This is a genomic window from Roseovarius sp. THAF9 (genome assembly GCF_009363715.1).
In the GTDB taxonomy this organism is placed as follows: domain Bacteria; phylum Pseudomonadota; class Alphaproteobacteria; order Rhodobacterales; family Rhodobacteraceae; genus Roseovarius.
In genome coordinates this window covers 2,254,123-2,278,286 of sequence record NZ_CP045404.1, presented here as the reverse complement: position 1 = coordinate 2,278,286, position 24,164 = coordinate 2,254,123, and the positions used below count along the sequence as shown (strand labels likewise).

25 protein-coding genes are annotated in these 24,164 nt (G+C 64.7%); 19 read left to right on the top strand and 6 right to left on the bottom strand.

Annotated features, from left to right (window positions below):
- Positions 1–99 precede the first annotated feature (99 nt).
- Positions 100–1,656, top strand: coding sequence for an ABC transporter substrate-binding protein (locus tag FIU86_RS11335; protein ID WP_152475186.1), 1,557 nt, complete (start codon positions 100–102; stop codon positions 1,654–1,656).
- Between the two features lie 288 nt (positions 1,657–1,944).
- Here the strand turns inward: FIU86_RS11335 and FIU86_RS11330 are convergent, their stop codons facing one another.
- The 3 genes from FIU86_RS11330 to FIU86_RS11320 all read right to left on the bottom strand — a co-directional run bounded on the left by FIU86_RS11330 (position 1,945) and on the right by FIU86_RS11320 (position 5,038).
- The gene (locus FIU86_RS11330; RefSeq protein WP_152475185.1) at positions 1,945–3,345 is read right to left on the bottom strand and encodes a short-chain fatty acyl-CoA regulator family protein; all 1,401 of its coding nucleotides are present in this window, start codon (positions 3,343–3,345) and stop codon (positions 1,945–1,947) included.
- A gap of 71 nt (positions 3,346–3,416) precedes the next feature.
- Positions 3,417–4,631, bottom strand: coding sequence for a multidrug effflux MFS transporter (locus tag FIU86_RS11325; RefSeq protein ID WP_152475184.1), 1,215 nt, complete (start codon positions 4,629–4,631; stop codon positions 3,417–3,419).
- Positions 4,632–4,738: 107 nt separating this feature from the next.
- Entirely contained in the window at positions 4,739–5,038 is a 300-nt protein-coding gene (locus FIU86_RS11320) for a hypothetical protein (RefSeq protein ID WP_152475183.1), read from the bottom strand.
- A 295-nt stretch (positions 5,039–5,333) separates the two neighbouring features.
- Between FIU86_RS11320 and FIU86_RS11315 the strand changes: the two genes are divergently transcribed.
- From FIU86_RS11315 to FIU86_RS11275, 10 genes are all read left to right on the top strand, one after another.
- A complete protein-coding gene (locus FIU86_RS11315) occupies positions 5,334–6,866 on the top strand; it encodes an acyl-CoA carboxylase subunit beta (RefSeq protein ID WP_152475182.1) in 1,533 nt (510 codons plus the stop codon).
- On the top strand, positions 6,836–7,639 hold the full coding sequence (locus FIU86_RS11310) for a hypothetical protein (RefSeq protein WP_152475181.1): 804 nt from the start codon (positions 6,836–6,838) through the stop codon (positions 7,637–7,639). Before FIU86_RS11315 ends, FIU86_RS11310 begins: the two co-directional genes overlap by 31 nt.
- Positions 7,636–8,085 carry a hypothetical protein gene (locus FIU86_RS11305; RefSeq protein WP_152475180.1) on the top strand — a complete coding sequence of 150 codons (450 nt, stop codon included), beginning with the start codon at positions 7,636–7,638 and terminating at the stop codon, positions 8,083–8,085. Before FIU86_RS11310 ends, FIU86_RS11305 begins: the two co-directional genes overlap by 4 nt.
- Positions 8,082–8,414, top strand: coding sequence for a hypothetical protein (locus FIU86_RS11300; protein WP_152475179.1), 333 nt, complete (start codon positions 8,082–8,084; stop codon positions 8,412–8,414). The genes FIU86_RS11305 and FIU86_RS11300 overlap by 4 nt, the downstream gene beginning before the upstream one ends.
- Positions 8,411–8,815 (top strand): DUF6497 family protein, encoded by a 405-nt coding sequence (locus FIU86_RS11295; protein ID WP_152475178.1) that lies wholly within the window; start codon positions 8,411–8,413, stop codon positions 8,813–8,815. Before FIU86_RS11300 ends, FIU86_RS11295 begins: the two co-directional genes overlap by 4 nt.
- A gap of 214 nt (positions 8,816–9,029) precedes the next feature.
- On the top strand, positions 9,030–9,176 hold the full coding sequence (locus FIU86_RS22565; protein WP_172977490.1) for a hypothetical protein: 147 nt from the start codon (positions 9,030–9,032) through the stop codon (positions 9,174–9,176).
- Between the two features lie 90 nt (positions 9,177–9,266).
- Complete coding sequence (locus FIU86_RS11290) at positions 9,267–9,626, top strand: hypothetical protein (protein ID WP_152475177.1); 360 nt, start codon at positions 9,267–9,269, stop codon at positions 9,624–9,626.
- Between the two features lie 373 nt (positions 9,627–9,999).
- Entirely contained in the window at positions 10,000–10,206 is a 207-nt protein-coding gene (locus tag FIU86_RS11285; RefSeq protein WP_152475176.1) for a hypothetical protein, read from the top strand.
- Positions 10,207–10,340: 134 nt separating this feature from the next.
- Positions 10,341–12,386 carry an acetyl/propionyl/methylcrotonyl-CoA carboxylase subunit alpha gene (locus FIU86_RS11280; protein WP_152475175.1) on the top strand — a complete coding sequence of 682 codons (2,046 nt, stop codon included), beginning with the start codon at positions 10,341–10,343 and terminating at the stop codon, positions 12,384–12,386.
- Positions 12,387–12,390: 4 nt separating this feature from the next.
- Positions 12,391–12,906: a hypothetical protein gene (locus FIU86_RS11275; protein WP_152475174.1), complete on the top strand. Its 516-nt coding sequence runs from the start codon at positions 12,391–12,393 to the stop codon at positions 12,904–12,906.
- Between the two features lie 13 nt (positions 12,907–12,919).
- Here the strand turns inward: FIU86_RS11275 and FIU86_RS11270 are convergent, their stop codons facing one another.
- The gene (locus tag FIU86_RS11270; protein WP_152475173.1) at positions 12,920–13,375 is read right to left on the bottom strand and encodes a DUF4174 domain-containing protein; all 456 of its coding nucleotides are present in this window, start codon (positions 13,373–13,375) and stop codon (positions 12,920–12,922) included.
- A gap of 175 nt (positions 13,376–13,550) precedes the next feature.
- Here FIU86_RS11270 and FIU86_RS11265 point away from each other — a divergent pair, with 175 nt between their 5' ends.
- Genes FIU86_RS11265 through FIU86_RS11230 form a run of 8 tightly spaced genes read left to right on the top strand, consistent with a single transcriptional unit; the run spans position 13,551 to position 20,319 of the window.
- The gene (locus FIU86_RS11265; RefSeq protein WP_152475172.1) at positions 13,551–14,486 is read left to right on the top strand and encodes a hypothetical protein; all 936 of its coding nucleotides are present in this window, start codon (positions 13,551–13,553) and stop codon (positions 14,484–14,486) included.
- Positions 14,458–16,590, top strand: coding sequence for a methylmalonyl-CoA mutase (gene scpA, locus FIU86_RS11260; RefSeq protein ID WP_152475171.1), 2,133 nt, complete (start codon positions 14,458–14,460; stop codon positions 16,588–16,590). The genes FIU86_RS11265 and scpA overlap by 29 nt, the downstream gene beginning before the upstream one ends.
- Positions 16,590–17,072, top strand: coding sequence for an MAPEG family protein (locus tag FIU86_RS11255; RefSeq protein WP_254703806.1), 483 nt, complete (start codon positions 16,590–16,592; stop codon positions 17,070–17,072). Before scpA ends, FIU86_RS11255 begins: the two co-directional genes overlap by 1 nt.
- A gap of 3 nt (positions 17,073–17,075) precedes the next feature.
- Entirely contained in the window at positions 17,076–17,687 is a 612-nt protein-coding gene (locus tag FIU86_RS11250; protein ID WP_152475169.1) for a VOC family protein, read from the top strand.
- Complete coding sequence (locus tag FIU86_RS11245) at positions 17,684–18,193, top strand: GNAT family N-acetyltransferase (protein ID WP_152475168.1); 510 nt, start codon at positions 17,684–17,686, stop codon at positions 18,191–18,193. Before FIU86_RS11250 ends, FIU86_RS11245 begins: the two co-directional genes overlap by 4 nt.
- A 10-nt stretch (positions 18,194–18,203) precedes the next feature.
- Positions 18,204–18,884: a molecular chaperone DjiA gene (locus FIU86_RS11240; RefSeq protein WP_152475167.1), complete on the top strand. Its 681-nt coding sequence runs from the start codon at positions 18,204–18,206 to the stop codon at positions 18,882–18,884.
- Positions 18,885–18,887: 3 nt separating this feature from the next.
- Positions 18,888–19,925 (top strand): endonuclease/exonuclease/phosphatase family protein, encoded by a 1,038-nt coding sequence (locus tag FIU86_RS11235; RefSeq protein WP_152475166.1) that lies wholly within the window; start codon positions 18,888–18,890, stop codon positions 19,923–19,925.
- Between the two features lie 31 nt (positions 19,926–19,956).
- The gene (locus tag FIU86_RS11230; protein ID WP_152475165.1) at positions 19,957–20,319 is read left to right on the top strand and encodes a hypothetical protein; all 363 of its coding nucleotides are present in this window, start codon (positions 19,957–19,959) and stop codon (positions 20,317–20,319) included.
- 30 nt (positions 20,320–20,349) lie between these two features.
- On the opposite strand, the gene FIU86_RS11225 is transcribed toward FIU86_RS11230, so the two are convergent.
- Both FIU86_RS11225 and FIU86_RS11220 read right to left on the bottom strand, forming a co-directional pair.
- Positions 20,350–21,927 carry a Ppx/GppA family phosphatase gene (locus FIU86_RS11225; RefSeq protein ID WP_152475164.1) on the bottom strand — a complete coding sequence of 526 codons (1,578 nt, stop codon included), beginning with the start codon at positions 21,925–21,927 and terminating at the stop codon, positions 20,350–20,352.
- Positions 21,928–21,979: 52 nt separating this feature from the next.
- Positions 21,980–24,154: an RNA degradosome polyphosphate kinase gene (locus FIU86_RS11220; RefSeq protein WP_152475163.1), complete on the bottom strand. Its 2,175-nt coding sequence runs from the start codon at positions 24,152–24,154 to the stop codon at positions 21,980–21,982.
- Positions 24,155–24,164: the final 10 nt, after the last annotated feature.

The window sequence follows — 24,164 nt, the reverse complement described above, 5'->3', positions numbered from 1 at the left end:
GGAGACATGCACGCGCCGGGAGACATCGGAGCCTTCGGGACATATGCGCGTCATGCGCAGAGCATAAAACAGTACCGTGTCAACAAGGGAGAACATGACATGTCATTGATCAAAGGCGGACTTCTGGACCGTCGCGGATTTCTGAAAACCACGGTCGCGGCGGGTGTCGCGGCCAGCTTGCCGGGAGCGTCCTTTGCCCAGAGCACGCCCAAGCGCGGCGGCAACCTGCGCGTGGCCAAGGGGCACGGTCAGACGACGGACACGCTGGACCCCGGCCAATGGGAGAACGGCTATATGCTCGCCTTGGGCTTCGGCATTCATGGCTTCCTGACGCAGGTTGCACCGGATGGCAGCCTGGAGCCGGAACTGGCGGAAAGCTGGGAGGCGTCGGAAGATGCCAGCGAATGGCGGTTCAAGATCCGCAAGGGCGTGACGTTCCATTCCGGCAAGGACCTGACGGTGGAGGACGTGGTCGCATCGATCAACCACCACCGGGGCGAGGATTCCACCTCGGCCGCGGGACCGATCGTGGCGCCGATCACCGACATCACCACCGAAGGGGACGACACGGTGGTGTTCAAGCTCGATGGCGGCAACGCCGACTTCCCGTTCATCCTGTCGGATTATCACCTGGCGATCTGTAAGGCGACGGAGGACGGTATCGACTGGCAGTCGGGCGATGGTTGCGGTGCCTACGTTCTAAAGAACTTCAGCCCCGGTGTGAGCAGCCAGTTCGAGCGCAATCCGAACTTCTGGCGCGAGGATCGCGGTTGGTTCGATACGGTCGAGATGCTGGCCGTGGTGGACCAGAACGCGCGGACGACCGCGCTGGTGTCGGGCGACGTGCATGCCATCGACCGGGTCGACCTGAAGGCCGCAAATCTGCTGGGCCGCAATCCCGGTGTTACCATCGAGTCGGTCGCGGGCACGCAGCATTACACCTTCGCGAGCTCGACCAACACCGATCCCTTCACCGACAACAACATCCGCCAGGCGCTGAAATACGGCATCAACCGGGAAGAGTTGGTCGAGAAGATCCTGTTCGGCTATGGCTCGGTCGGGAACGACCATCCGATCGGGCAGGGGCAACGCTTCTTCAACTCCGAGCTGGAGCAGAAGACCTATGACCCGGACAAGGCGAAGTTCCACCTGAAGGAAGCCGGGCTCGACAGCCTGGATATCGACCTGTCGGCCTCGGACGCGGCGTTCAGCGGCGCGGTGGATGCCGCGATCCTGTACCAGGCGTCGGCCAAGGACGCGGGCATCAACATCAACGTGGTGCGCGAGCCCAAGGACGGCTACTGGTCGGACGTGTGGATGAAGAAGCCCTTCACCGCCGTTTACTGGGGCGGTCGTCCGGTCGAGGACCAGATGTTCGCCACCGCCTACAAGTGCGGTGCGGCATGGAACGACAGCTTCTGGTGCAATGACCGGTTCGAGGAGTTGCTGGTCAAGGCCCGTGCCGAGCTGGACGAGGACAAGCGCCGGGAGATGTATTACGAGATGCAGGACCTGGTGGCCAACCAGGGTGGCGTCGTGATCCCGATGTTTGCCAACTATGTCTTCGCGGTGGGCGACAAGGTTGCGCATGGCGAGATGGCGTCGAACTGGGACATGGACGGCGAGCGCTGGATGGAGCGCTGGTGGATGGCCTGATAATCGGGCCTATCCGTGAGAATGGGAGGACCCCCGGTTTTGGCCGGGGGTTTTTCTTTCGGTGGGGTGGTGGTGGGGCGGAAACCCACCCTAAGATCTGCCGATAATTTCCGGGCCGGGGAACGCGCGGAAACAAGGCCGAAGGCCGCCGCGCGATCGCCAGACCGCCCGGACGGGCTGGCGATTGGGTGACTTTGGCGCGCCGATCAGAAGTTTTTCGGATTTGGTTGCCATAAAGTGCCTTGAACACCTGTCGGGTCGCCATCCCGCGGTCTGGCGATCGCGCGGCTATCCCACCTTATAGGGCAAGACACCGCGTTCGTCGGGGGTGACTTGCAATCGGCGTTCGAGCGGAGGGACAGACCTTTGATGGCACTCGGTGCGCTCGCAGATGCGACAGGAGATGCCGATGGGCTCATAGGCTTGCGAGAGCGTCAGGTCGAGGTCGTCGGCGTAGACCAGGGCATCGGCGTGTTTCACCTCGCACCCCAGGGCGATGGCGAAACGGCGGACGGGAGCGCCGTAGTGTCCGCCGCGCTTGGAGACGTCGCGGGCGAGACTGATGTAGCGCACGCCGTCGGGCGTTTCGGCCAGCTGGCGCAGGAAGCGGCCCGGTGTTTCGAACGCACGGTGCACGTTCCAGAGGGGGCAGGCCCCGCCGAAGCGGGCGAATTGGAGCCGCGTGGCGGAGTGGCGCTTGGTGATGGTGCCGGCCTGGTCGACGCGGACGAAGAAGAAGGGCACGCCCTTGGCGCCGGGGCGTTGCAGAGTCGAAAGGCGGTGGCAGACCTGTTCGATGGAGGCGCCGAAGCGGGTGGCGAGGCGCTCGAGGTCGTGCCGGTGGTCTTGCGCCGCTTGCAGGAAGGCCGTGTACGGCATGAGGGCGGCGCCGGCGAAGTAGTTCGCCAGACCGATCTTGGCGATGTCGCGGGCGGCGTCGGACTGGAAACGGGCGAAATCGAGCGTGGCCTCGATCAGCTTTTCCTGTGTTAGAAGAGCGACTTGCAGGAGGAGTTGAAAGCGGCGCGTCTCGGGTTCTGCGTGGTTCGACAGGTAGAGTATGCGCGCATCGCGGTCGTAGTGGCGCATCCTTGGGTCATCGCTGTCCACCACCTTGATGCCGAGCGCATCCAGCCGGGCCTCGGCCAGTTCGGTGATGCGGCGTGGGCCTGAGGCGGGGCCGGCGAAATGTTCCGCCGCGCGGTCGACGGCGTCGATGTAGTTGTCGCAGTAATGGAAGAAATCGCGCACCTCGTCCCAGGGGGAGGTCTGGGGGCGGGCATCCTCGCGGCCCAGAGCCTCGTCGAGGGAGGCGAGGCGTTCATGGGTGTCGCGGTAGGCGCGGTGCAGTTCGAGAAAGGCCCGGGCCATTGCGGGGGCGTTGGAGGCCGTCAGGCGCAGGTCGCTGAGGCTGGGTGTGTCGTCTGCGAAAACCGCGTCGGCCAGCGCCTCGCGCATGTCCGTCACCAGACGCTCGGCATCGCCGGTGGCAAGCTCGGTCACGTCGAAGCCGAATTCCTGCGCCAGGGCGAGGATGACCGTGGTGGAGACGGGCCGGTTATTGTTCTCCATCTGGTTCAGATAGGGCAGGGAGACGCCGAGCTTGGCGGCGAAATCCTTTTGCGTCAGGGCGAGGCGCTGGCGCGTCTCGCGCAACTTGGCGCCGGCATAGAGTTTCTGGGTGGCCATGGGTGGCTCGCTTTGCAGGTTTGCGTGATCGCAGGTTTAGATTTGCAAAGCGGTGCGCGCAAGGGGGCCGTTCAGGTCGAGGGCACGCCGACTTGCCGTTCGCGCAGGATGACGAGGGTGATGGCGAGGATGCCGCCCAGGGCCGTCAGCAGCATCAGCCAGACCAGTGGGAAGGCCCCGGTGCCGGGGCCGAGGAGGGCGCCTGCCAGAGCCGAAAGTCCCGCGCCGCCGCCGATCATCAGGAAGCCGGCGAGGCCGCTGGCGGTGCCGGCGAGGCTGGGGCGCACCGAGAGCGCCCCGGCGGTGGCGTTAGGGATGGTCATGCCGTTGCCGAGGCCCATCAGCGTCATCAGGCCGAAGAACGTAAAGGGCGTGCTGATCCCGCCGTAGAGCGTGGCGAGGTTGATGCCGTGGCCGATGGCGTTGGCGAGCGCGCCGAAGAACACCATGCGGTTGATGCCGATCCGGGTGGAGAAGCGGCCCGAAAGGAAGTTGCCGGTGAAATAGCCCACGGCGGGGGCGCCGAAGAAGAGGCCGAGTTCCGAGGGGGTCATGCCGAAGACCTCCGTGCCCACGAAGGGCGCGCCGCCGAGATAGGCGAAGAAGGCCCCCGAGGAGAGGGCGGCGGCCAGCGCGTAGCCCCAGAAGCGATACGAAGAGAACAGCTCGGGGTATTCGGCGAACTGGTCGCGGAAGGTGCGGCCTTCCAGCGGGGCGGTTTCGCCAAGGTCGCGCCAGACCAGCCAGAGCACCGCCGCGCCCATGGCGAAGAGCGCCCAGAAGCTGCCCTGCCAGCCGAAGCCCGCGTCGAGCGCCCCGCCGATGGCGGGGCCCACCATGGGGACGACGGACATGCCCATCGTGACGTAGCCGATCATTGAGGCGGCCTCTCGAGCGGGGACCATGTCGCGCACCACGGCGCGCGACAGGACCATGGCGGCGACGATGCCGCCCTGGAACATGCGGAAAATGAGGAAGACCCAGATGTTGGTCGACAGGATGCAACCCAGCGTCGCCAGCAGGAAGATCACCAGCCCGCCAAGGATCACCGGGCGGCGCCCGACGCGGTCGGATATGGGGCCGATCAGCAGTTGCAGGATGGCGTTGATGCCCAGGTACCCGGCGACTGCGAGCTGCATGACGCCATAGTCGGTTTCGAAATAGGCGGTCATGCCGGGCAGGGACGGCAGGAAGATGTTGAGCGCCAGCGTCGAGATCCCGGCCAGCACGATCAGGGTGAAGATGTGCGGCGGAGTCGTGCGGTCGAGGAAACGGACGTTGGGCATGGCCAAGGCGCTATCCCGGAGCGCGGGGGATGTCCAGATGGGGTGGTGCGCGGAATCGCGGTTGGGTTTCGCCGCTTGCTGAGGGCTCCGGTCAAAGTGAGGTTGCGTCAGGACCCGGAGGAGGCCAGCATATCTCCGGCGTAGGCCTCCATCAGTTCTGCGCCGAATTCTTCCGCGCCTTCGCTGCGAAGCGCCGATATGCGTGCGAAGGTCTGGTCGCGCGCCTCGCGGGAGGGGTAGACCGTCACGATGGCGAACCGGTCGAGGTCAGTATCGACGAGCATCGAATGTTCGGCGCCCAAGGCCAGAAGCCCCGGAAAATATTTTCGGACCATCAGATCCTTCACGTGTTCGAGAGTCTCGGTCTCGCCGACCAGTCGCCATGTCGTGATTGAAACGAAACTCATCAGTTCGTCCTCCGCTGCTTTGAAGTATAGCACAGTTCGGCGCGCCGGTCCCTGCGTGAGATGAGGCATGTCCGGCGCTGGTGCGCCCTGCAGTTGGGGAATGGCGTTTCGTTTTCTGTTGGCGGGTGCTTATTCGGGAGTGCCGCACGTCATCCGAGAGCGGCGCCAGGAAGACTAATTTGCAGATTTGCAAGTTAGCAAACCTCGCTTCGCCAGATTTGGCAAATTTGCGGAATTTCTCTTGGACGGCCTGCGCGCAACCAGTAGGGTCGCGCCAGTCAACGAGGGGGACAGCATGAAAGATATCCTGCAGGAACTGGACACGCGCCGCGGCAACGCGCGGCTGGGCGGCGGGCAGAAACGCATCGACGGCCAGCACGAGAAGGGCAAGCTGACGGCGCGGGAGCGGATCGACCTTCTGCTGGACGAGGACAGTTTCGAAGAGTTCGACATGTTCGTGGCCCATCGCTGCACCGATTTCGGGATGGAGAAGAACCGGCCCTATGGCGACGGTGTGGTGACCGGTTGGGGCACCATCAACGGGCGGCAGGTCTATGTCTTCAGCCAGGATTTTACCGTGCTGGGCGGCTCGGTGTCGCATACGCACGCGATGAAGATCTGCAAGATCATGGACATGGCGATGCAGAACGGCGCGCCTGTGATCGGCATAAACGACTCGGGCGGTGCGCGGATTCAGGAAGGCGTGGATAGCCTTGCGGGGTATGGCGAGGTGTTCCAGCGCAATATCGAGGCGTCGGGCGTTGTGCCGCAGATCAGCGTGATCACCGGGCCTTGTGCGGGTGGGGCCGTGTATAGCCCCGCGATGACCGACTTCATCTTCATGGTGCGCGACAGTTCCTACATGTTCGTGACCGGCCCCGACGTGGTCAAGACCGTGACGAACGAACAGGTCACGGCGGAAGAGCTGGGCGGGGCCTCGACCCATACGAAGAAGTCCTCGGTCGCCGATGCGGCGTTCGAGAACGACGTGGAGGCGATGGCCGAGGTGCGGCGGCTGGTGGATTTCCTGCCGCTGAACAACCAGGAGTCGGTGCCGGTGCGCCCGTTCTTCGACGATGTGAATCGCGCCGAGACGAGCCTGGATACGCTGATCCCCGACAACCCCAACATGCCCTACGACATGAAGGAATTGATCGTGAAGGTCGCCGACGAGGGCGATTTCTACGAGATCCAGGAGGATTTCGCCAAGAACATGGTCACGGGGTTCATTCGGCTGGAAGGGCGCACGGTGGGCGTGGTGGCGAACCAGCCGATGGTATTGGCCGGGTGTCTGGACATTGATAGCAGCCGCAAAGCGGCGCGGTTCGTGCGGTTCTGCGATTGCTTCGAGATCCCGATCCTGACCTTCGTGGACGTGCCCGGATTCCTGCCCGGCACCAGCCAGGAGCATAACGGCGTGATCAAGCATGGCGCGAAGCTGCTCTTTGCCTATGGCGAGGCGACGGTGCCGAAGGTGACGGTGATCACGCGCAAGGCCTATGGCGGGGCGTATGTGGTTATGAGTTCCAAGCACCTGCGGGGGGACATCAACTATGCCTGGCCCACGTCCGAGATTGCGGTGATGGGCGCCAAGGGCGCGACGGAGATCATCCACCGCGCGGATCTGGGCGATGACCAGAAGATCGCCAAGCACACGGCGGATTACGAGGCGCGTTTCGCCAACCCCTTTGTGGCCGCCGAACGCGGGTTCATCGACGAGGTGATCCAGCCGCGCAGCACGCGCAAACGGGTGAGCCGGGCGTTTGCGGCGCTGCGCAACAAGAAGCGCAAGCTGCCGTGGAAGAAGCACGACAATATTCCGTTGTGATGAGCCGCAATAGGATCATCTTGAACGTTGCTGTCGCAGCGCTTTTACTGTCTGCCCTGCTTGGAAGCTGGTTTTTTCAGAACAGGTCAAAGAGCGTTGTGTTTCGGACGGAGCTTGGCAAGTGGTCCGCCGAGAGCGTGCAATGGCAGAAAATCGGTGAGAGTTGGCGGATTCAAACCGTCGTCACGCCTTTGACGGCTAGGGGCGTAAGGATGCAGGCGAAGGACCTGTTCCATTCGTTCTGCGTTGCCTTGATGAAAGACCTTCCCGTTGTGCCGGACCCTGGGATAGCAAAAGGCGACGTGTTCCGCGTGGATTTGAATCTAACGAAAGACAGGGAAACCAATGAGCATTTCGTGGACGGGTTTGCGCCGATTGAAGTGCGCGACGGACGATGTGTGTTGCCGGGTGAGGTCATGTCTCCGACATACCCGGAACCTTTGGACAAGTGGTACCTCGCGCGGCGTGGCGCACATAGAACATCCGACGATGAGATTATTCCCAGCCTGATTTTCAGGTCTCGCGAAGATGTTTCGGCGGCGCTGAACGAGTTTCCCGCCAAGACCGCGTGCGAGTTCGCCCTGGCCGATCCGTTGGCGAACCTGAACAACGACCGGGAAGAGTATCCCGATCTCCCGACCGAGGGTGGCCCATTGGCTGTGGTCATTCGCAAGGGTCTGTGGACGAAAATTGTGACGGCAAGCGCAAGCTTGTCGTTTGTGTACGACACCGCGAAAGGGATTTGCCTTGAAAGAGACGGAGCAGACACATGACCTGTCTTTCGGGCATCTGCCGTCGAGGCGCGTGCGGTGCTGCCGTGGTGATCGGGTTGCTTGTCGGAGCCGCCCAGGCCGCCGACATCACCGACACGGCCTTTTCCGACGCCAGCTTCGAGGAGGCGACGGCATTGGTGCTGGGGGCGCAGGGGGCGCAGGCGCGGCCCAAGGCGGCGATGCTGTGGGTCTACCGGTCCCGGTTGGGCAGCCTCCTCAAGACCCGCGACCTGAAGCCCGGCGAAACGGCGGAACTGCGGCGGATCTGTGAGCGGATGCACCGGGTGGCGCGGCAGCGGCGGCAGGCCCGGTTCGATGGCTACGGGGTCGAGTTTGCCGATGGGACGGGCGATACGTCCGAGCTGAGCCCGTCGCGGCGGGTGGTGTTCTTCTTCTGGGACGAGGGACGCTGTGACAGCGCGCCGAGCCGGGGGAAGATCGGATGAGCAAGGGCTTTCATATCCTGCGCGAAGAGGGCGCGGTGACCGTGGCGCGGCGGGTGCCGGTGCGCTTCGACGTGAGCGCCGAGGCACGTTTTGGCCCTGTACGCAAGCTGGCGCTGGCGCAACAGGTGCGGCAGGATTTGTGGCGCGCCTTGCGTCAGGTCCGGGGGTTTGCGCCGGTGGTGCGGGTTGCCGAGGCCGGCGATGGCGTCACTGTCACCGCCGGCGGGCAGGTCGAGGGGCGGCATGACCGCGCCCGGCTGGAAGATACCATCGCGACGCTTCTGGGCGATCCGCGCCATGTGGCGCGCTGGACGAGGTGGGCGCGATGAAAGCGATATGTGCAGGGACGCTGGCCGCGCTGATGGCGCTGGCCGCCCCAGAGCAGGGCGAGGCGCAAGAGGAGGAGCGCCTTGTCCTGCCGTCGGGGCTGGAGGCGGAATTGCAGGAGGTCATCAGCGGCGAGGCGGCGATGGGGCTGACGGTGCGCTTTCGCTTCACAGCCGAGGGTTTTACCGGCGCGGAGGATTTCGAGGCCCAGACCGCCGACCTGGAATACCTGTGCAACGATTTCGCGCTGGAGCGGATCGACATGGCCGAAAGACCCCCCGATCGCATCGTGATCTCGCTGGCCGACAGGCCCTCGAAATTCGGACAGTTCGACCCGGATGTGGCGCAGATTTTCGAGAGTTTCTCGGTCGAAGACGCCGCCTGTATCTTGGAGCTGTTCTGATGGACGCACAATATCTTGCGGATCAAAGCTCAGGCAGTGGCCGGTTTGAGGCTTTCCAGACACAGGCAGGCGGGATCGCGCCGGCCACGTATGAAAATCGGGCGGATTCCGCTATGTTCACCCTTGGTTACAAACCCGTGACCCATCCCTTGAACGAGGGGCAGGTGGGGCGTTATGCGCGTCACCTGTTGGAGTACAGAGACAGGAGACAAAAATGTCGAACAGCATCAAGAGCGTCCTCGCGGTTGGTCTGGTTGCCCTCGTGGCGGCCTGTGGTCAGCAGCAGCAAGAAGAAGAATTTGTCGTGGTCGATCCCGAGCCGATCTCGACCGAGCCGACCTACACCGGCAAGCTCAAGTAAGCACGCGGACACACGACAAGGGCAGGCCCTCGGGCCTGTCCTGACCCAAGATGAGACCCGGCGGTCCTTTCGCGGTTGCGGAGGCGGGTCATGATCAAGCACCGCGGGTTTCCCGGCCGTCTGCCTGGCAGCGATTTTCAGTTCACCATTCGCCGCGCCAATCCGAAAGGCGCCACCGCCATCGTGCGACGCGAGCGCTATCGCGACCGCCGACCTGCGGACAAGCGGGCCGACACGGCCTTTGTCCGCGCATTGTGGGAGAATTTCGGGGATCAGCCCTTCGAGCGGGGCAACCTGGATGCCGGGCGGCTGAGCTGGCTATTCGGGCGCGAGGTGCTGCCGGCGGAAGATCCGTTCGATTCTGAAAGTTACGAGGCATTGCTGATTCTGGACGTGGAGGCGGCGCAGCGCGCCTTTCCCGACGCGTTCGAGGACGGGGGGCGGATATGATTGGCCCAACTCTGGTCCCTTATTTAGGCACGTTTTTGCCGACGGCCTGCGGATTCACGCAAATTACAGCCGATCAGCCGAAAGGTGAGACTTCCAGCTTGGCGCAACGAACGATTGCGTGCAGCTTGAGCCTCGTAGTGGCGGCCTTTCCCCAATGGGCCGAGACATACCGTCTAAACCGTTACCCTTCCCCTGATGGGCGGCCTTTTGCATTATTGCAGGGGCCGCCCTTTTTTGCTGCAAGGACAGAGTCTTGCGCGGATAAGCGGGGTTGTGCCCAAATCCGGCGGCTGGGCAGGGACGGCTTTGACGCGGCGCCCGCCATCGCATTGAGTGCGCGCAGTCATAACCACAGCGCGCGAGGCGATATACGATGCAGTTCTTCAGACCTTTCCTTGTTCTGGGGCTTCTGGGCCCGCTTGCGGCCTGCGGCAACACAGTGCCGGAACAGGCGCTTTTCGGCGGGGCCGCGGGCACCGGCGCGGCGGCCGTCGTGGGCGGATCGCTGCTTACCGGTGCGGCGGTGGGCGCTGCGGGCAACGTGGCCTTCTGCCAGGTCTACCCGGAAAAATGCCTGTAATCTGAATTCCGCGCCTGGCACCGGGCGCCTTAACCTGCATGAAACCACCCCTCGCGCCAGCGGGGCGGTGGTTTTTTCGTATCATCCCCGTCCGGCAACTGCGCCGGGGCGGGCAAGACTGAAGGGGACGTGAGATGTTCAAGAAAATCCTGATCGCCAACCGGGGCGAGATCGCCTGCCGGGTCATCAAGACGGCGCGCAAGATGGGTATTCAGACGGTGGCGATCTATTCGGATGCCGACCGTCATGCGCTGCATGTGGAGATGGCCGACGAGGCGGTGCATATCGGCCCGCCGCCCGCGTCGGAGTCTTATATCGTCATCGACAAGGTGATGGAGGCGATCAAGCAGACCGGCGCCGAGGCGGTGCACCCCGGGTACGGTTTCCTGTCGGAGAACCCCAAGTTCGCCGAGGCGCTGGAGGCCGCGGGCGTGGCCTTTGTCGGGCCGCCCAAGGGCGCGATCGAGGCGATGGGCGACAAGATCACGTCAAAGAAGATCGCCGCCGAGGCGGATGTGAACACTGTGCCGGGGCATATGGGCCTGATCGAGGATGCCGAGGAGGCGCTGAAGATCTCGGAAGAGATCGGCTTTCCGGTGATGTTGAAGGCCAGCGCGGGCGGCGGCGGCAAGGGCATGCGGATCGCGTGGAATGCCGAGGAAGTGCGTGAGGGCTTTCAGGCGTCGAAGAACGAGGCGGCGTCGAGTTTCGGCGACGACCGGATGTTCATCGAGAAATTCGTGACTCAGCCGCGCCATATCGAGATCCAGGTGCTGTGCGACAGCCACGGCAACGGGATTTACCTGGGCGAGCGGGAATGCTCGATCCAGCGGCGGAACCAGAAGGTGATCGAGGAAGCGCCGAGCCCGTTCCTGGACGAGCAAACGCGCAAGGCGATGGGCGAGCAGGCTGTCGCACTGGCCCATGCGGTGGGCTATTCCAGCGCGGGCACGGTGGAGTTCATCGTGGACGGCGACAAGAACTTCTATTTCCTGGAGATGAACACGCGCCTGCAGGTGGAGCATCCGGTGACGGAGCTGATCACCGGTGTGGACCTTGTGGAGCAGATGATCCGCGTGGCGGCGGGCGAAAAGCTGTCGCTGAGCCAGGACGACATCAAGCTGACGGGCTGGGCGATGGAAAGCCGGCTTTATGCCGAGGACCCGTATCGCAACTTCCTGCCCTCAATTGGTCGGCTGGTGCGATATCGCCCGCCGGTGGAGGTGGCGGCTGGGCCGCTCTTGGACAAGGGCAAGTGGCAGGACGAGGCTGAGGCCGGCGAGACGGCGGTGCGCAATGATACCGGCGTTTATGAAGGCGGCGAGATCAGCATGTATTACGACCCGATGATTGCCAAGCTGTGCACCTGGGCGCCCGACCGGGGCGCGGCCATCGAGGCGATGCGCGTGGCGCTGGACAGTTTCGAGTTGGAAGGGATCGGGCACAACCTGCCGTTTCTGAGCGCAGTGATGGATCACCCCAAGTTCGTGTCCGGCGACATGACAACGGCGTTCATCGCCGAGGAGTACCCGGACGGGTTCGAGGGTGTGGAGTTGGAAGAGGCGGCGCTGCGGCGGATCGCGGCCAGTTGCGCGGCGATGCACCGAGTGGCGGAAATCCGGCGCACGCGGGTGTCGGGCCGGATGGACAACCACGAGCGCCGCGTGGGCGAGGATTGGGTCGTCAGCCTGCAAGGCATGAGTTTCGAGCTGCGCATCGACGCGGATCGTGATGGCGCGACTGTGACGTTCGAGGATGGTGGCAGCCATCGCGTGTCCAGCGGCTGGACGCCGGGCGACGCGCTGGCGGTGCTGGACGTGGATGACGAGACGCTGGTGCTGAAGGTCGGCAAGGTCTCGGGCGGGTTTCGCATCCGCAACCGGGGCGCGGACCTGAAGGTGCATGTGCGTACGCCCCGGCAGGCGGAACTGGCGCTGTTAATGCCCGAGAAACTTGCCGCTGATACATCCAAGATGCTGCTGTGCCCGATGCCCGGCCTGATCGTCAGCGTGAATGTTCAGGAGGGCGATGAGGTGCAGGAAGGCCAGGCGCTGTGCACCGTGGAGGCGATGAAGATGGAAAACATCCTACGGGCCGAGAAGAAGGCCGTGGTGAGCAAGATCAACGCCGGTCCGGGTGACAGCCTGGCGGTGGATGACGTGATCATGGAGTTCGAATGACGCGGTGAACCTGCGCGGATCTCATATCCTGCCGGCGGCCATGATGGGCGCGGTCCTGCTGGGGGCCTGCACGCGCGACGACGAGGCGTCGATGCGGGCGCGGCTGGCGCCGTGGTTTTCCTTGGGCGAGACGCTGGCGTTTTCGTCCAAGGCGCGGTGCGCGGCGGCGGCGTTCCGGCTGGTAAGTGCGGATATCGGGGCGGCGGTGCCAGTGGAGCGCAACGTGCCCGACATGCTGCGCGCGTTGCCGCGCCGGGGCGTGGTGGCGCTGGACGACCCCGAGATGACGCCGGATGCGGCGATGGTCGATGCGGTCAACATGCAGCGCACGTTCGGGATGCAGATGCGCCGCGCGGGGCTGGAGGCGCGGCCCTGCATGGAGGGCAAGGTGGGGGTGGAATTCCGCCGCCTGCTGATGCGGCCAGAGACCGTGCTGGGCTATGAGACGACCGAGGGCACGCTGATGCTGATGGACCGGGCCAACCGGGTTCTGGTGGTCGCGGCGGGGGAGCGGGCATGAGCGGAGGCGCGGATCAGTTGCCGCTCAGCCGGTCGCGGATTTCCTGTTGCCGGATGGGCATCTTGTCGATCGCGCGCGAAAGCTCGCGCACGCTCCACGGTGCGGGTTTGCGCAGCTCGACCTTGCCGTCCTTGCCGATGAGCGCCAGCATGAAGCCGCGCGGGCGCAATTGTCGACGCAGGTCACTGTCGGCGGACGGGTCGGTGTCTGTCAGCACGACCACGTCGCGCCGGTCCAGATCATCCAGCCGGTCGGTGATAAAGTTCATCTGTTCGATGAAACGCGGGTCCGAGGCGTTATCGGCAAAGACGACGATGGGTCGCTTTATCCAGAGAAATTCGTTCAAATCCGCGCTTTCGCCAGGAAGTATGATCCCCTCTTCCAGCGATGCATCGGTCGCGCGGACGCTGCCCGCGACGAGCGAAATAGACGTAAGAGCCAGAAAAGAAAGAACGATCAGCTTGCGCATTTGGCCTCCTGCTCGACCAGATATAAGGCCGGGCGCGCTGATTGCGAAGGCCGTTTGGCCGCAGGGCCGCGAAAATTTTACCGTTAATCCCGTGGTCAGGTCCCGCGGTGCAGGGTGGCGCGACGCAAGGTCGACCGCCCGTATGTCGCGGGCCATACGGGAAAGGCGCGTGATCATGGATGTTGTTCTGCATATCGGGGCCCACAGGACGGCCACCACCACGTTTCAGTCCTACCTGGCCGAGAACCGGGCTGCGCTGGGGCGCAAGGCGATTACCGTTTGGGGCCCGAAACAGACGCGCGACGGGCTTTTGACCGGGGTGATGCCGGTGGACAGCCCGCGCCCGCCGCAGGAACAGCTGGACCGCGCGCGCGCCCGCATCGCGATCAACATAGCCAATGAGCGTCGCGCGGGGACGCGGGTGCTGGTGATCAGCGACGAGAACATGATCGGTGCGCCGCGTCGCTGCCTGCGGCAGGGGCGGCTTTATCCCGATATCGGTCAGCGGCTGGCGCGGTTCGCCCATGCCTTCGACGGCCAGGTGACGCGGGCCTTTCTGTCGATCCGCAGCCACGAGAGTTTCTGGGCGTCGGTCGTGTCCTATGGCGTGGCGCGGGGGCACCGCGTGCCCGACCGCGCGGCGCTGGAGGCGCTGGCGGCCTCGCCGCGGCTGTGGCGCGACGTGGTGCTGGACGTGGCCTGCGCGCTGCCCAAGGTCGAGCTGAACGTGATGCCCTACGAGATTTTCGGCGGCCTGCCGGAGCGGGTGCTGGAACACATGAGCGGGCTTGGCCCGATGCCGCGCGCCCACGCGCGGGAATGGATGAACCAGGGCCCCGGCCTGGGCCAGTTGCGCCAGATCGTGAAGGATCGCGGTGGCGACCCCAAGCGCTTGCCGGATGGGCCGGGCAAGTGGCAACCGTTCGACGACACCGCCTTGCGCGACATGCGCGAGGCCTATGCCGACGACCTGTTCTGGCTGCGTGCCGGGGCGGAAGGGTTGGCGCAACTGACAGAGGAAACCGGACCGGCCAAGACGGGGACAACCCCGCGGACGGACCAGAAGCGAAGAGGACAAGACGATGGGATCGAAAACCGACGATTGGCGTAAGATCGCGGAAGGCGAGCTGAAGGGCCGCCCGCTGGAGGACCTGACGTGGAAGACCCTTGAGGGGATCGACGTCAAACCGCTTTACACCGAGGAAGATGTCGAGGGGATGGAGCACCTGGGCACCATTCCCGGGCAGGCGCCGTTCACGCGCGGTGTGAAGGCCACGATGTATGCCGGGCGGCCCTGGACGATCCGGCAGTACGCGGGCTTTTCGACGGCAGAAGAGTCGAACGCGTTCTACCGCCGCAACCTGGCCGCCGGGCAGCAGGGCGTGAGCGTTGCCTTCGACCTGGCGACGCATCGCGGTTACGACAGCGACCACCCGCGCGTGGTGGGCGATGTGGGCAAGGCCGGCGTCGCCATCGACAGCGTCGAGGACATGAAGGTGCTGTTCGACGGCATCCCGCTGGACCAGGTGAGTGTCAGCATGACGATGAACGGCGCGGTGATCCCCGTGCTGGCCAGCTTTATCGTCGCGGGAGAGGAGCAGGGGCACGACCGCAGCGCCCTGTCGGGCACCATCCAGAACGATATCCTGAAAGAGTTCATGGTGCGCAACACCTATATCTATCCGCCCGAACCCAGCATGCGGATCGTCAGCGACATCATCGAGTTCACGGCCAACGAGATGCCGCGCTTCAACTCGATCAGCATTTCCGGCTATCACATGCAGGAGGCGGGCGCGAACCTGGTGCAGGAGCTGGCCTATACGCTGGCCGATGGCCGGGAATACGTGAAGGCCGCGATCGAGGCGGGAATGGACGTGGACCGCTTTGCCGGGCGGCTGTCGTTCTTTTTCGCCATCGGCATGAATTTCTTCATGGAGGCCGCCAAGCTGCGGGCCGCGCGTCTGCTCTGGCACCGGATCATGACGGAGTTCGGGGCGAAGAACGACCGCTCGAAAATGCTGCGGACGCATTGTCAGACCTCCGGTGTCAGCTTGCAGGAGCAGGATCCCTATAACAACGTTGTGCGCACCGCTTACGAGGCGATGAGCGCGGTTCTCGGGGGCACGCAGAGCCTGCACACCAACGCGCTCGACGAGGCGATTGCGCTGCCCACGGATTTCAGCGCCCGGATCGCGCGGAACACGCAGCTGATTCTGCAGGAAGAGACCGGCGTGACGGCGGTGGTCGATCCGCTGGCGGGGTCCTATTACGTCGAGAGCCTGACCAACGAGCTGGCCGAAAAGGCGTGGGAGCTGATGGAAGAGGTCGAGGAGATGGGCGGCATGACCAAGGCCGTGGCCAGCGGCATGCCCAAGCTGCGGATCGAGGAAAGTGCCGCGACCCGTCAGGCGATGATCGACCGGGGCGACGAGGTGATCGTCGGCGTCAACAAGTACCGCAAGGACAAGGAGGACCCGATCGACATCCTGGACGTGGACAACGTCAAGGTGCGCAAGGGGCAGGTCGAGGCGCTGGAGCGCATCCGCGCGGAGCGTGACGAGGATGCTTGCACGAAAGCACTGGATGAACTGACGCGCCGCGCCAAGGACGGCGGCAACCTCTTGGAGGCCGCGGTCGAGGCGGCACGGGCACGGGCTACTGTGGGGGAAATCAGCATGGCCATGGAAAAGGAATTCGGACGGCACCGCGCCGAGGTGAAGACGCTGGCCGGGGTTTACGGCAAGGCCTACGAGGGCGACGAGGGCTTTGCCGCGATCCAGAAATCGGTCGAGGCCTTTGCCGAGGACGAGGGGCGGCGGCCCCGCATGCTGGTCGTCAAGATGGGGCAGGATGGACATGACCGGGGCGCCAAGGTGATCGCCACGGCATTCGCCGACATTGGCTTTGACGTGGATGTGGGCCCGCTTTTCCAGACGCCGGACGAGGCGGCGCAGGACGCCATCGACAACGACGTGCACGTGATCGGCATTTCCAGCCAGGCGGCGGGGCACAAGACACTGGCGCCGCAACTGATCGACGCGCTGAAGGACAAGGACGCGGGCGACATCATCGTGATCTGCGGCGGGGTGATTCCGCAGCAGGATTACGAGTTCCTGACCAAGGCGGGCGTGAAGGCAATTTTTGGCCCCGGCACGAACATTCCCGATGCGGCGCAGGATATCCTGCGGCTGATCCGCGAGGCGCGGGCGGCCTGATGCGCACGCGCCCAAAGATCCTGATCGGTATGGCGGCGGGCCTCGTGTGGGCCGTGGCCGTGCTGTGGATCGGGCGCCAGATCCCGGTGCCGATGGCGATGATGCAGCCGACGTTGATGGGGGCTGCGTTTGGCCCCGGCGTGGTGCTGGCGCTGATGATCGGGCGGCTGGCGCAGCGGCGGTTCTTTGATGATTCCGAGATTGATTGCCAGCCGCTGACCGGTGGCGCGGCGGTGGACGCCAAGGTCTTGCAGAACACGGTCGAGCAGGTCGTGTTGGCCTTGTGCATCTGGCCGCTGGTGGGGTTCTTCCTGGGCGCGGGCACGGTGCTGGCGCTGGGGATCGGCTTTGCCGTGGCGCGGGTGGCGTTCTGGGTCGGGTATCACATGGCGCCGCCCTTGCGGGCCTTTGGCTTTGCGGCGACGTTCTATCCCACGGTGCTGGCGGCCCTTTGGGTGCTGTGGCGGCTGACACTGGGGTAGGCGATGCTGAAACTGGACCATTTCGCGGTTGCCGCCGAGACGCTGGATGAGGGTCGCGCCTATGCCGAGGAGGCGCTTGGAGTGGCGCTGCGGCCCGGGGGGCAGCACGCGCATTTCGGCACGCACAACATGCTGTTGGTGCTGGAGGAAGGGCTGTACCTGGAGGTCATCGCGATTGATCCCGAGGCGCCCGAGCCGGGTTATGCAAGGTGGTTCGATCTCGACCGGTTCGAGGGGCGGCCGAGGCCGACGAACTGGATCTGCAACACGCCCGATCTTGGCGCGGTGGTGGGGCGGTTTCCACAGGCGGGTGTGCCGGTGCCGTTGGCGCGCGGCGACCTGCGGTGGCATATGGCGGTGCCGGAGGACGGGCGGCTGCCGTGGGACAACCTGTTTCCGGCGGTGATCGAATGGCAATGTGACAAGCACCCGGCGGACATGTTGCCGGCTTCGGGGTGCCGGCTCGACCGTCTGGTGGTGTGCCATCCCGAGGCGAAGGCGCTGGAAGCGGCGCTTGGGCCGGTGCTGAACGACGGGCGGGTCGTCTATGAGACCGGCCCGACGGCGCTGCGAGCCGAGTTGACCACGCCGCGTGGGGCGTGCGTGCTGGCATGAAGATCCGGGCGGCGGAGGCCGGCGACGCAGAGGCGCTGGCGGGGATCGTCAACCACTATATCCGCGAGACGACGGTCAGTTTCAGCGAAGACGAAAAGACCATGCTGGACATGGCGCTGGCCATAGAAACGCGGAACGAGGCGGGCCACGGATTTCTGGTGGCCGAGGATGCGGGCGGGTTGCTGGGCTATGCCACCTACGGGCCGTACCGTAACGGATCAGGCTTTCGCGAGACGTTGGAGCATACGGTGCTGTTGCGCCCGGGGGCCGAGGGCAACGGGGTGGGCCGGGCGCTGATGCGCGCGCTGGAGGAGCATGCGCGGGCGGGCGGCGTGCATTCCCTGATCGGCGGGATCAGTGCCGAGAACGCGGGCGGCATCGCCTTTCACCGCAGGATCGGGTTCGACGAGGTGGGGCGCGTGGCGCAAGCCGGGCTGAAATTCGGGCGGCGGATCGACTTGGTTTTGATGCAGAAACTCCTGTCCCCCGGGGGCCACGCCCTTTAGGTTGGCCGTCATGTCGATCTGGAGTCGCATATCCGAGGCGCTGTCGGCGCTGGCCAGTGGCGAGCCGCTGACCCGCGTGTTCGACCGGCTGCGCACGCCGCCCGAGCGGACTGTGGCCTTTGCCATCGCCGTGATCGCGCTGGGGGCCAAAATGGCCAAGGCGGACGGGCAGGTGACGCGCGACGAGGTGACGGCGTTCCGCGAGGTGTTCCAGATCGCCCGCGACGACGAGGCGGGCGCGGCGAAGGTGTTCAACCTCGCGCGGCAGGACGTGGCCGGGTTCGAGGAATATGCCAAGCGGATCAAGGCGATGTTCGGCGAAGATGAAGCGACGCTGAACGACCTGCTGGAGGGGCTTTTTCACATCGCGGTGGCGGACGGGGTGTATCACCCCAACGAGGATGTGTTTTTGTCGGAGGTGGCCACGATCTTTGGCCTGCCGGAGCGGGAGTTCAATACGCTGAAGAGCCGTTTCGTGCCCGATGCGCGGCCCGATCCCTATGCCGTGCTGGGCGTGACGCCCGAAACGCCGCTGGCCGAGATCCGCAAGGTCTGGCGCGACAAGGTGCGCGAGATGCACCCCGACCGGATGGTGGCGCGGGGCGTGCCGCAGGAGGCGATCAAGCTGGCCGAAAAGCGGCTGACCGACGTCAACGACGCGTGGGAGCAGATCCAGCGCGAGGCGGCCTGAGCGATGCGGTTCGCCACCTATAACGTCGAGTGGTTCAACGCGCTGTTTGATGACCATGACCGGGTGGTGGACGATGACGGGCCATCGGCGCGCTATGGCGTGACGCGCGGCGATCAACTGGCCGCGCTTGGGATGGTGTTCACCGCGATGGATGCCGACGCGGTGATGGTGGTCGAGGCGCCGGACAGCAACGGCAAGCGCGATACGGTGACGGCGTTGGAAGCGTTTGCGGACATGATGAACCTGCGGGCGCGCAAGGCGCTGATGGGGTTCGTGAACGACACCCAGCAGGAGATCGCGCTGCTGTATGATCCGGACGTGATGACCTGTCGGCATGACCCGAAGGGTGAGGAGACGGGCAAGAAAGGATCGAGCGGGGCGCCGCGGTTCGACGGGGTGTTCCGGATCGACCTAGATATCGACGCGACGGAAGATCTGGTGACGTTCTCCAAGCCGCCGCTGGAAGTGGCGGTGGAGGTGCAGGGCGGGTTCGGGTTTCGGATGATCGGCGCGCATCTGAAATCAAAGGCGCCGCACGGGGCCACCACGCGGGACGAGGTGATGCGGCTGGCCATCGCCAACCGGCGCAAGCAGCAGGCGCAGGCGGTGTGGCTGCGCAAGCGCATCCGGGCGCATCTTGAAGAGGGCGAGCACCTGATGCTGCTGGGGGATCTGAACGACGGTCCGGGGCTGGACGAGTACGAGAACCTGTTTGGACGCTCGTCGATCGAGGTGATCATGGGCGGCGCCGAGGCGGGCGAGATGCGGCTCTATGATCCGCACGCGCGGCGGGCGCTGAACCAGCGGATTGGTGCGCAGCATAGTTCGGCGCGGTTCTACCTGAAGGACGAGGGGCGATACCTTCAGGCGCTTTTGGATTACATCATGATTTCCAAGGGGTTGCGGGCGAAAGCGCCGAAATGGCGCATCTGGCATCCGTTCGAGGACCCCGATTGCTGGAAGGTGCCGGAGCTGCGCGATGCGCTGCTGACGGCGTCGGATCACTTCCCGGTCACGCTGGATATTGACCTGCCATCTTAAAATTGTCACCGGGACGCGCTATATTGGGGGCATGAAACAGATCATCCCCATCGCTGCCCTGTCGCTTTCCCTTGCCGCCGCGCCTGCGCTGGCGCAGGAGGAAGAGGACGAAGGGTTTTCCCTGATGGAGCGCGGGGCGCAGATGTTCATGGAGGGCATCATGCGCGAGATGGAGCCGGCGATGCGCGATCTTGAGGGGATGGCCAAGGAGATGCAGCCGGCGCTGCGGAATTTCGTCGAGGAGATGGGGCCGGCCTTTGCCGACCTGATGGGCCAGATCGACGATTTGAGCAACTATCACGCGCCCGAGATGATGCCGAACGGCGATATCATCATCCGCCGCAAGACGCCGCTCGAGAAAGAGATCGACCCCGACGAGGAAATCGAGATCTGAGGCGGTTGGCCTCTGGTCTCTTGATTGGTTCTAGGACTTGCCCGGTACGGCCTTCGCGCGGCGCGGGCGCAGCAGTTTGACGTCGAACTCGGCTTCTAGCGTGTCGGCTAGCGACGCCAATCGCGTTTGCGCCACCTCGCCGTAAAGCGGCACGGCCTCCTCGGTGAGGCGCAGGACAAGCTGTTTCTTTTTGGGGTGCCATGTCAGCTCGCCCAGTTGCGTGTCCTTGCGCAGCCAGAACATCGCGGCAAAGCGCATGGCCTTGCCCAGAACTTCCGCCTGGTGCTGGTCGCGCTCGTCCAGAAGTTCGGCCAGTTTCTCGAACTGGGTGCCATCACGCTTGTTGGAATAGCGGTGCATCAGGGCAAGGCCGAGAAAGACCCGCTCGGAATGCTTGAGCCCGCCCAGATTGGCGCGAGTGGCGTTGTCGAAACAGTCCTGCGCGCGGTAGTCGGGATGCGAGCGCCAACTGACGTCGTGCAAGAGGCAGGCGGCACGGATGATGCGCAGCTTGTCGGGCTTGGCACTGCGAAAAAGCGGTTCCACGAAGTGATAGATGGCGCGGCCATAGCCGGGCAGGCGGGCATCCTTGGCCTCGGCAAAGCGGCAGGCCTCGATCAGGGGGTCACGGTCGCGCAGTTGCTGGGGCATCTGTTCGTACAAAAGCCCCTCGCGGATGCCGTAGCTGGACACGGCGATGTCGCGGGGGCCGAATGTCTTGACCAGACGGCGCAGCACCTCGGCGGCGTCGGGAACGAGGGCCATCCGCTGGGAGGAGATGCCGGCGCGGTTGCGCAGCTCTTCGGCGTCGTTCTTGGCGATGTAATCGGCGGTCTTGCGCACGTCCTTGGGGGTCATGCGGTATTCATGCAGGACGTGCAGCGGATAGCCGCGGCGTTCCATGTCGATCTTGGCGATGGCGCGCCACGAGCCGCCGACGAGGAAGAGGCGGTTCTTCTGCTCGCCCAGCTCGGCGTGCATCTTTTCCAGCGTGTCCTTGATGAAGGCCTTGCGCGCCTTCTTGCCGCCCTTGACCTCCTGCAGGCTGAAAGGGCCGAGGCGGGAGGTCAGGCGTTTTCCGACCTGTCCGCCGTCGATCTCGGCCAGTTCCATGGACGAGCCGCCGATGTCACAGACAAGGCCGTAGGAGCCGGGCCAGCCAAGTAGGACGCCCTGGGCCGACAGGCGGGCCTCTTCGGGGCCGTCGACGACCCAGAGGTGGACGCCTGTTTCGCGCTTGATTTCGTCGCGGAAATCGTCGCCGTCGCTGGCCTCGCGCACGGCGGCGGTGGCCACGGCGGTCAATGGGCCGGTGCCCATGTTCTCGGCCAGCCGGGCAAAGCGTTTCATGGCGGCGAGCGCGCGCTCGCGGCCCTCGGGGTTCAGGCGGCCGGTTTCCGACAGGCCCTGACCCAGACCGCACATGATTTTCTCGTTGTAGAAATAGGCCGGGCTGCGGGCGGCGCCGTCGAACACCACCATGCGCACGGAGTTCGAGCCCACGTCGACCACGCCCACACGGCTGAGCGCCTTGGCCGCGTCCTTGTCGAAAAGCGGGCGCCCGAAGGGCCCCCATTCGCTGTGTTCGGGATCGGTCGTGCCGTCCATGACATCCCCGGCTTGGTATTGATCTTCTGTATGCGACAGGGGGCCGAAAGGGTCAATCGTCGGTATGGGTGAGTTTGGGCACGTCCGCCGCCCCGGCGGAGCCGCGGCCCGACAGCGAGGGATTTTCCATGAAGAACCGGTGGCAGTTGAAGGCGAAGGTGCCTTCTTCGATCGGGTCGCGGTGGAAGCTGCCGTCGGGGGACATTACCCAGGTTTGCGCCACGTCGGCAAGGTTGGCGGCCATGACCTGCCCCACGATCTGGGCCTTCACGGTGGGGTTGGTGATCTCGACCAGCGTTTCGACGCGGCGGTTGAGGTTGCGGCCCATCCAGTCGGCGGAGGACATGTAGACGCGGGCCTTTTTCGACGGCAGGCCGGCGCCGTTGCCGAAGCAGACGATGCGGGAATGTTCCAGAAAGCGCCCGACGATGGACTTGACGCGGATGTTTTCCGATAGCCCCTTTATCCCCGGGCGGATGCCGCAGATGCCGCGGATGACGAGGCAGATCTTCACGCCGGCCTGGGACGCCGCGTAAAGCGCGTCGATCACGTCGGGTTCGATGATCGAGTTCATCTTGGCCCAGATCTCGGCTGGTTTGCCGGACTTGGCGTGCTCGATCTCTGCCGCGATCATTTCCAGCAGGCGGGGCTTGAGCGTGGTGGGCGAGATCGCGAGGTTTTCCAGCTTTTCGGGCTGGGCGTAGCCGGAGAGGTAGTTGAAGACCTTGGTGGCGTCGCGCCCAAGCGAGGAATCGCAGGTGAAGAGGCTGAGGTCGGTGTAGATCTTGGCCGTGATGGGGTGGTAATTGCCGGTGCCGTAATGGGTGTAGGTCACCAGCTTGTCGCCTTCGCGCCGGACGACGGTGGAAATCTTGGCGTGGGTCTTGAGGTCGAGAAAGCCGTAGACCACGTGGGCGCCGGCGCGTTCCAGACGGCGGGACTGGCGGATATTGGCGGCTTCGTCGAAGCGGGCCTTGAGTTCGACCAGCGCGGTGACGGACTTGCCGTCCTCGGCGGCCTCGCAGAGCGCGGAGACGATGGGGCTGTCCTTGGAGGTACGGTAGAGCGTCTGCTTGATCGCCACCACGTCGGGGTCGCGCGCGGCCTGCGTCAGGAAGCGGATCACCATGTCGAACGTCTCGTACGGGTGATGCAGCAGCATGTCCTTTTGGCGGATGGCGGCGAACATGTCGCCATCATGGTCCTGCACCCGTTCCGGCACGCGTGGCGTGAAGCTGGGCCACAGAAGGTCGGGGCGGGTGTCGAGCACCATTTCCTTGAGGTCCGCGAGCCCGATCATGCCGTCGACCTCGACCACCTCCTCGGGGCGGACTTCGAGCTTTTGCATGATGGTGCGGCGCAATTCCTCGGGCGCGCCGGAGGAGATTTTCAGGCGCACCACCTCGCCGCGGCGGCGGCGTTTCAGGGCCACTTCGAATTCGCGCACGAGGTCTTCGGCCTCTTCCTCGACTTCCAGATCGCTGTCGCGCAGGACGCGGAAGTTGCAGTGCGCCTTGTAGGTGTAGCCCGGGAAGAGGTGATCGAGGTTCAGCAGCAGCAGGTCTTCGAGTGGGAGGGCGCGGAATTGGCCCGGCTCGGACGGGACGGTGATGAAGCGGTCGATCTGGTTGGGTATGGGCAGGAGCGCCTGAAGCGGGCGCTTGTCGGACTTGCGCTGCATCTGCAGGGCGAGCGAATAGCCCAGATTCGGGATGAAGGGGAACGGGTGCGCGGGATCGACGGCCAGCGGCGACAGGACCGGGAAGACCTGTTCGAGGAATATCTCGCTGAGATGGGCACGGTCGTCCTTGGTCAGGCTGTCGATGTCGAGGATGATGATGCCCTCGGCCTCCATCTCCTGCCGCAGGTCCTCGAGCGTACCCTGCTGTTGCGCCAGAAGCTTGCGGGCGTCCTCGTCGATCAGGACAAGCTGTTCGGCGGGAGTGAGGCCATCGGCGGCGGGGGTGGTGTTGCCGGCATGGGCCAGCTCGCGCAGGCCCGCGACGCGGACGTTGTAGAACTCGTCGAGGTTGTTGGCCGAGATCGACAGGAAGCGCAGGCGTTCCAGAAGGGGGACGCGCGGGTTCTGCGCCTCTTCGAGAACGCGCCAGTTGAAGCCCAGCCAGCTGAGCTCTCGGTTGAAAAAACGCCCTGGGCCGGTGACGTCGAGGCCGTCGATCGTGACGGAGGCGGGGGCGGTGGACTTGAGGAAATCGGCGTTTGTCATGTGGCCCTTA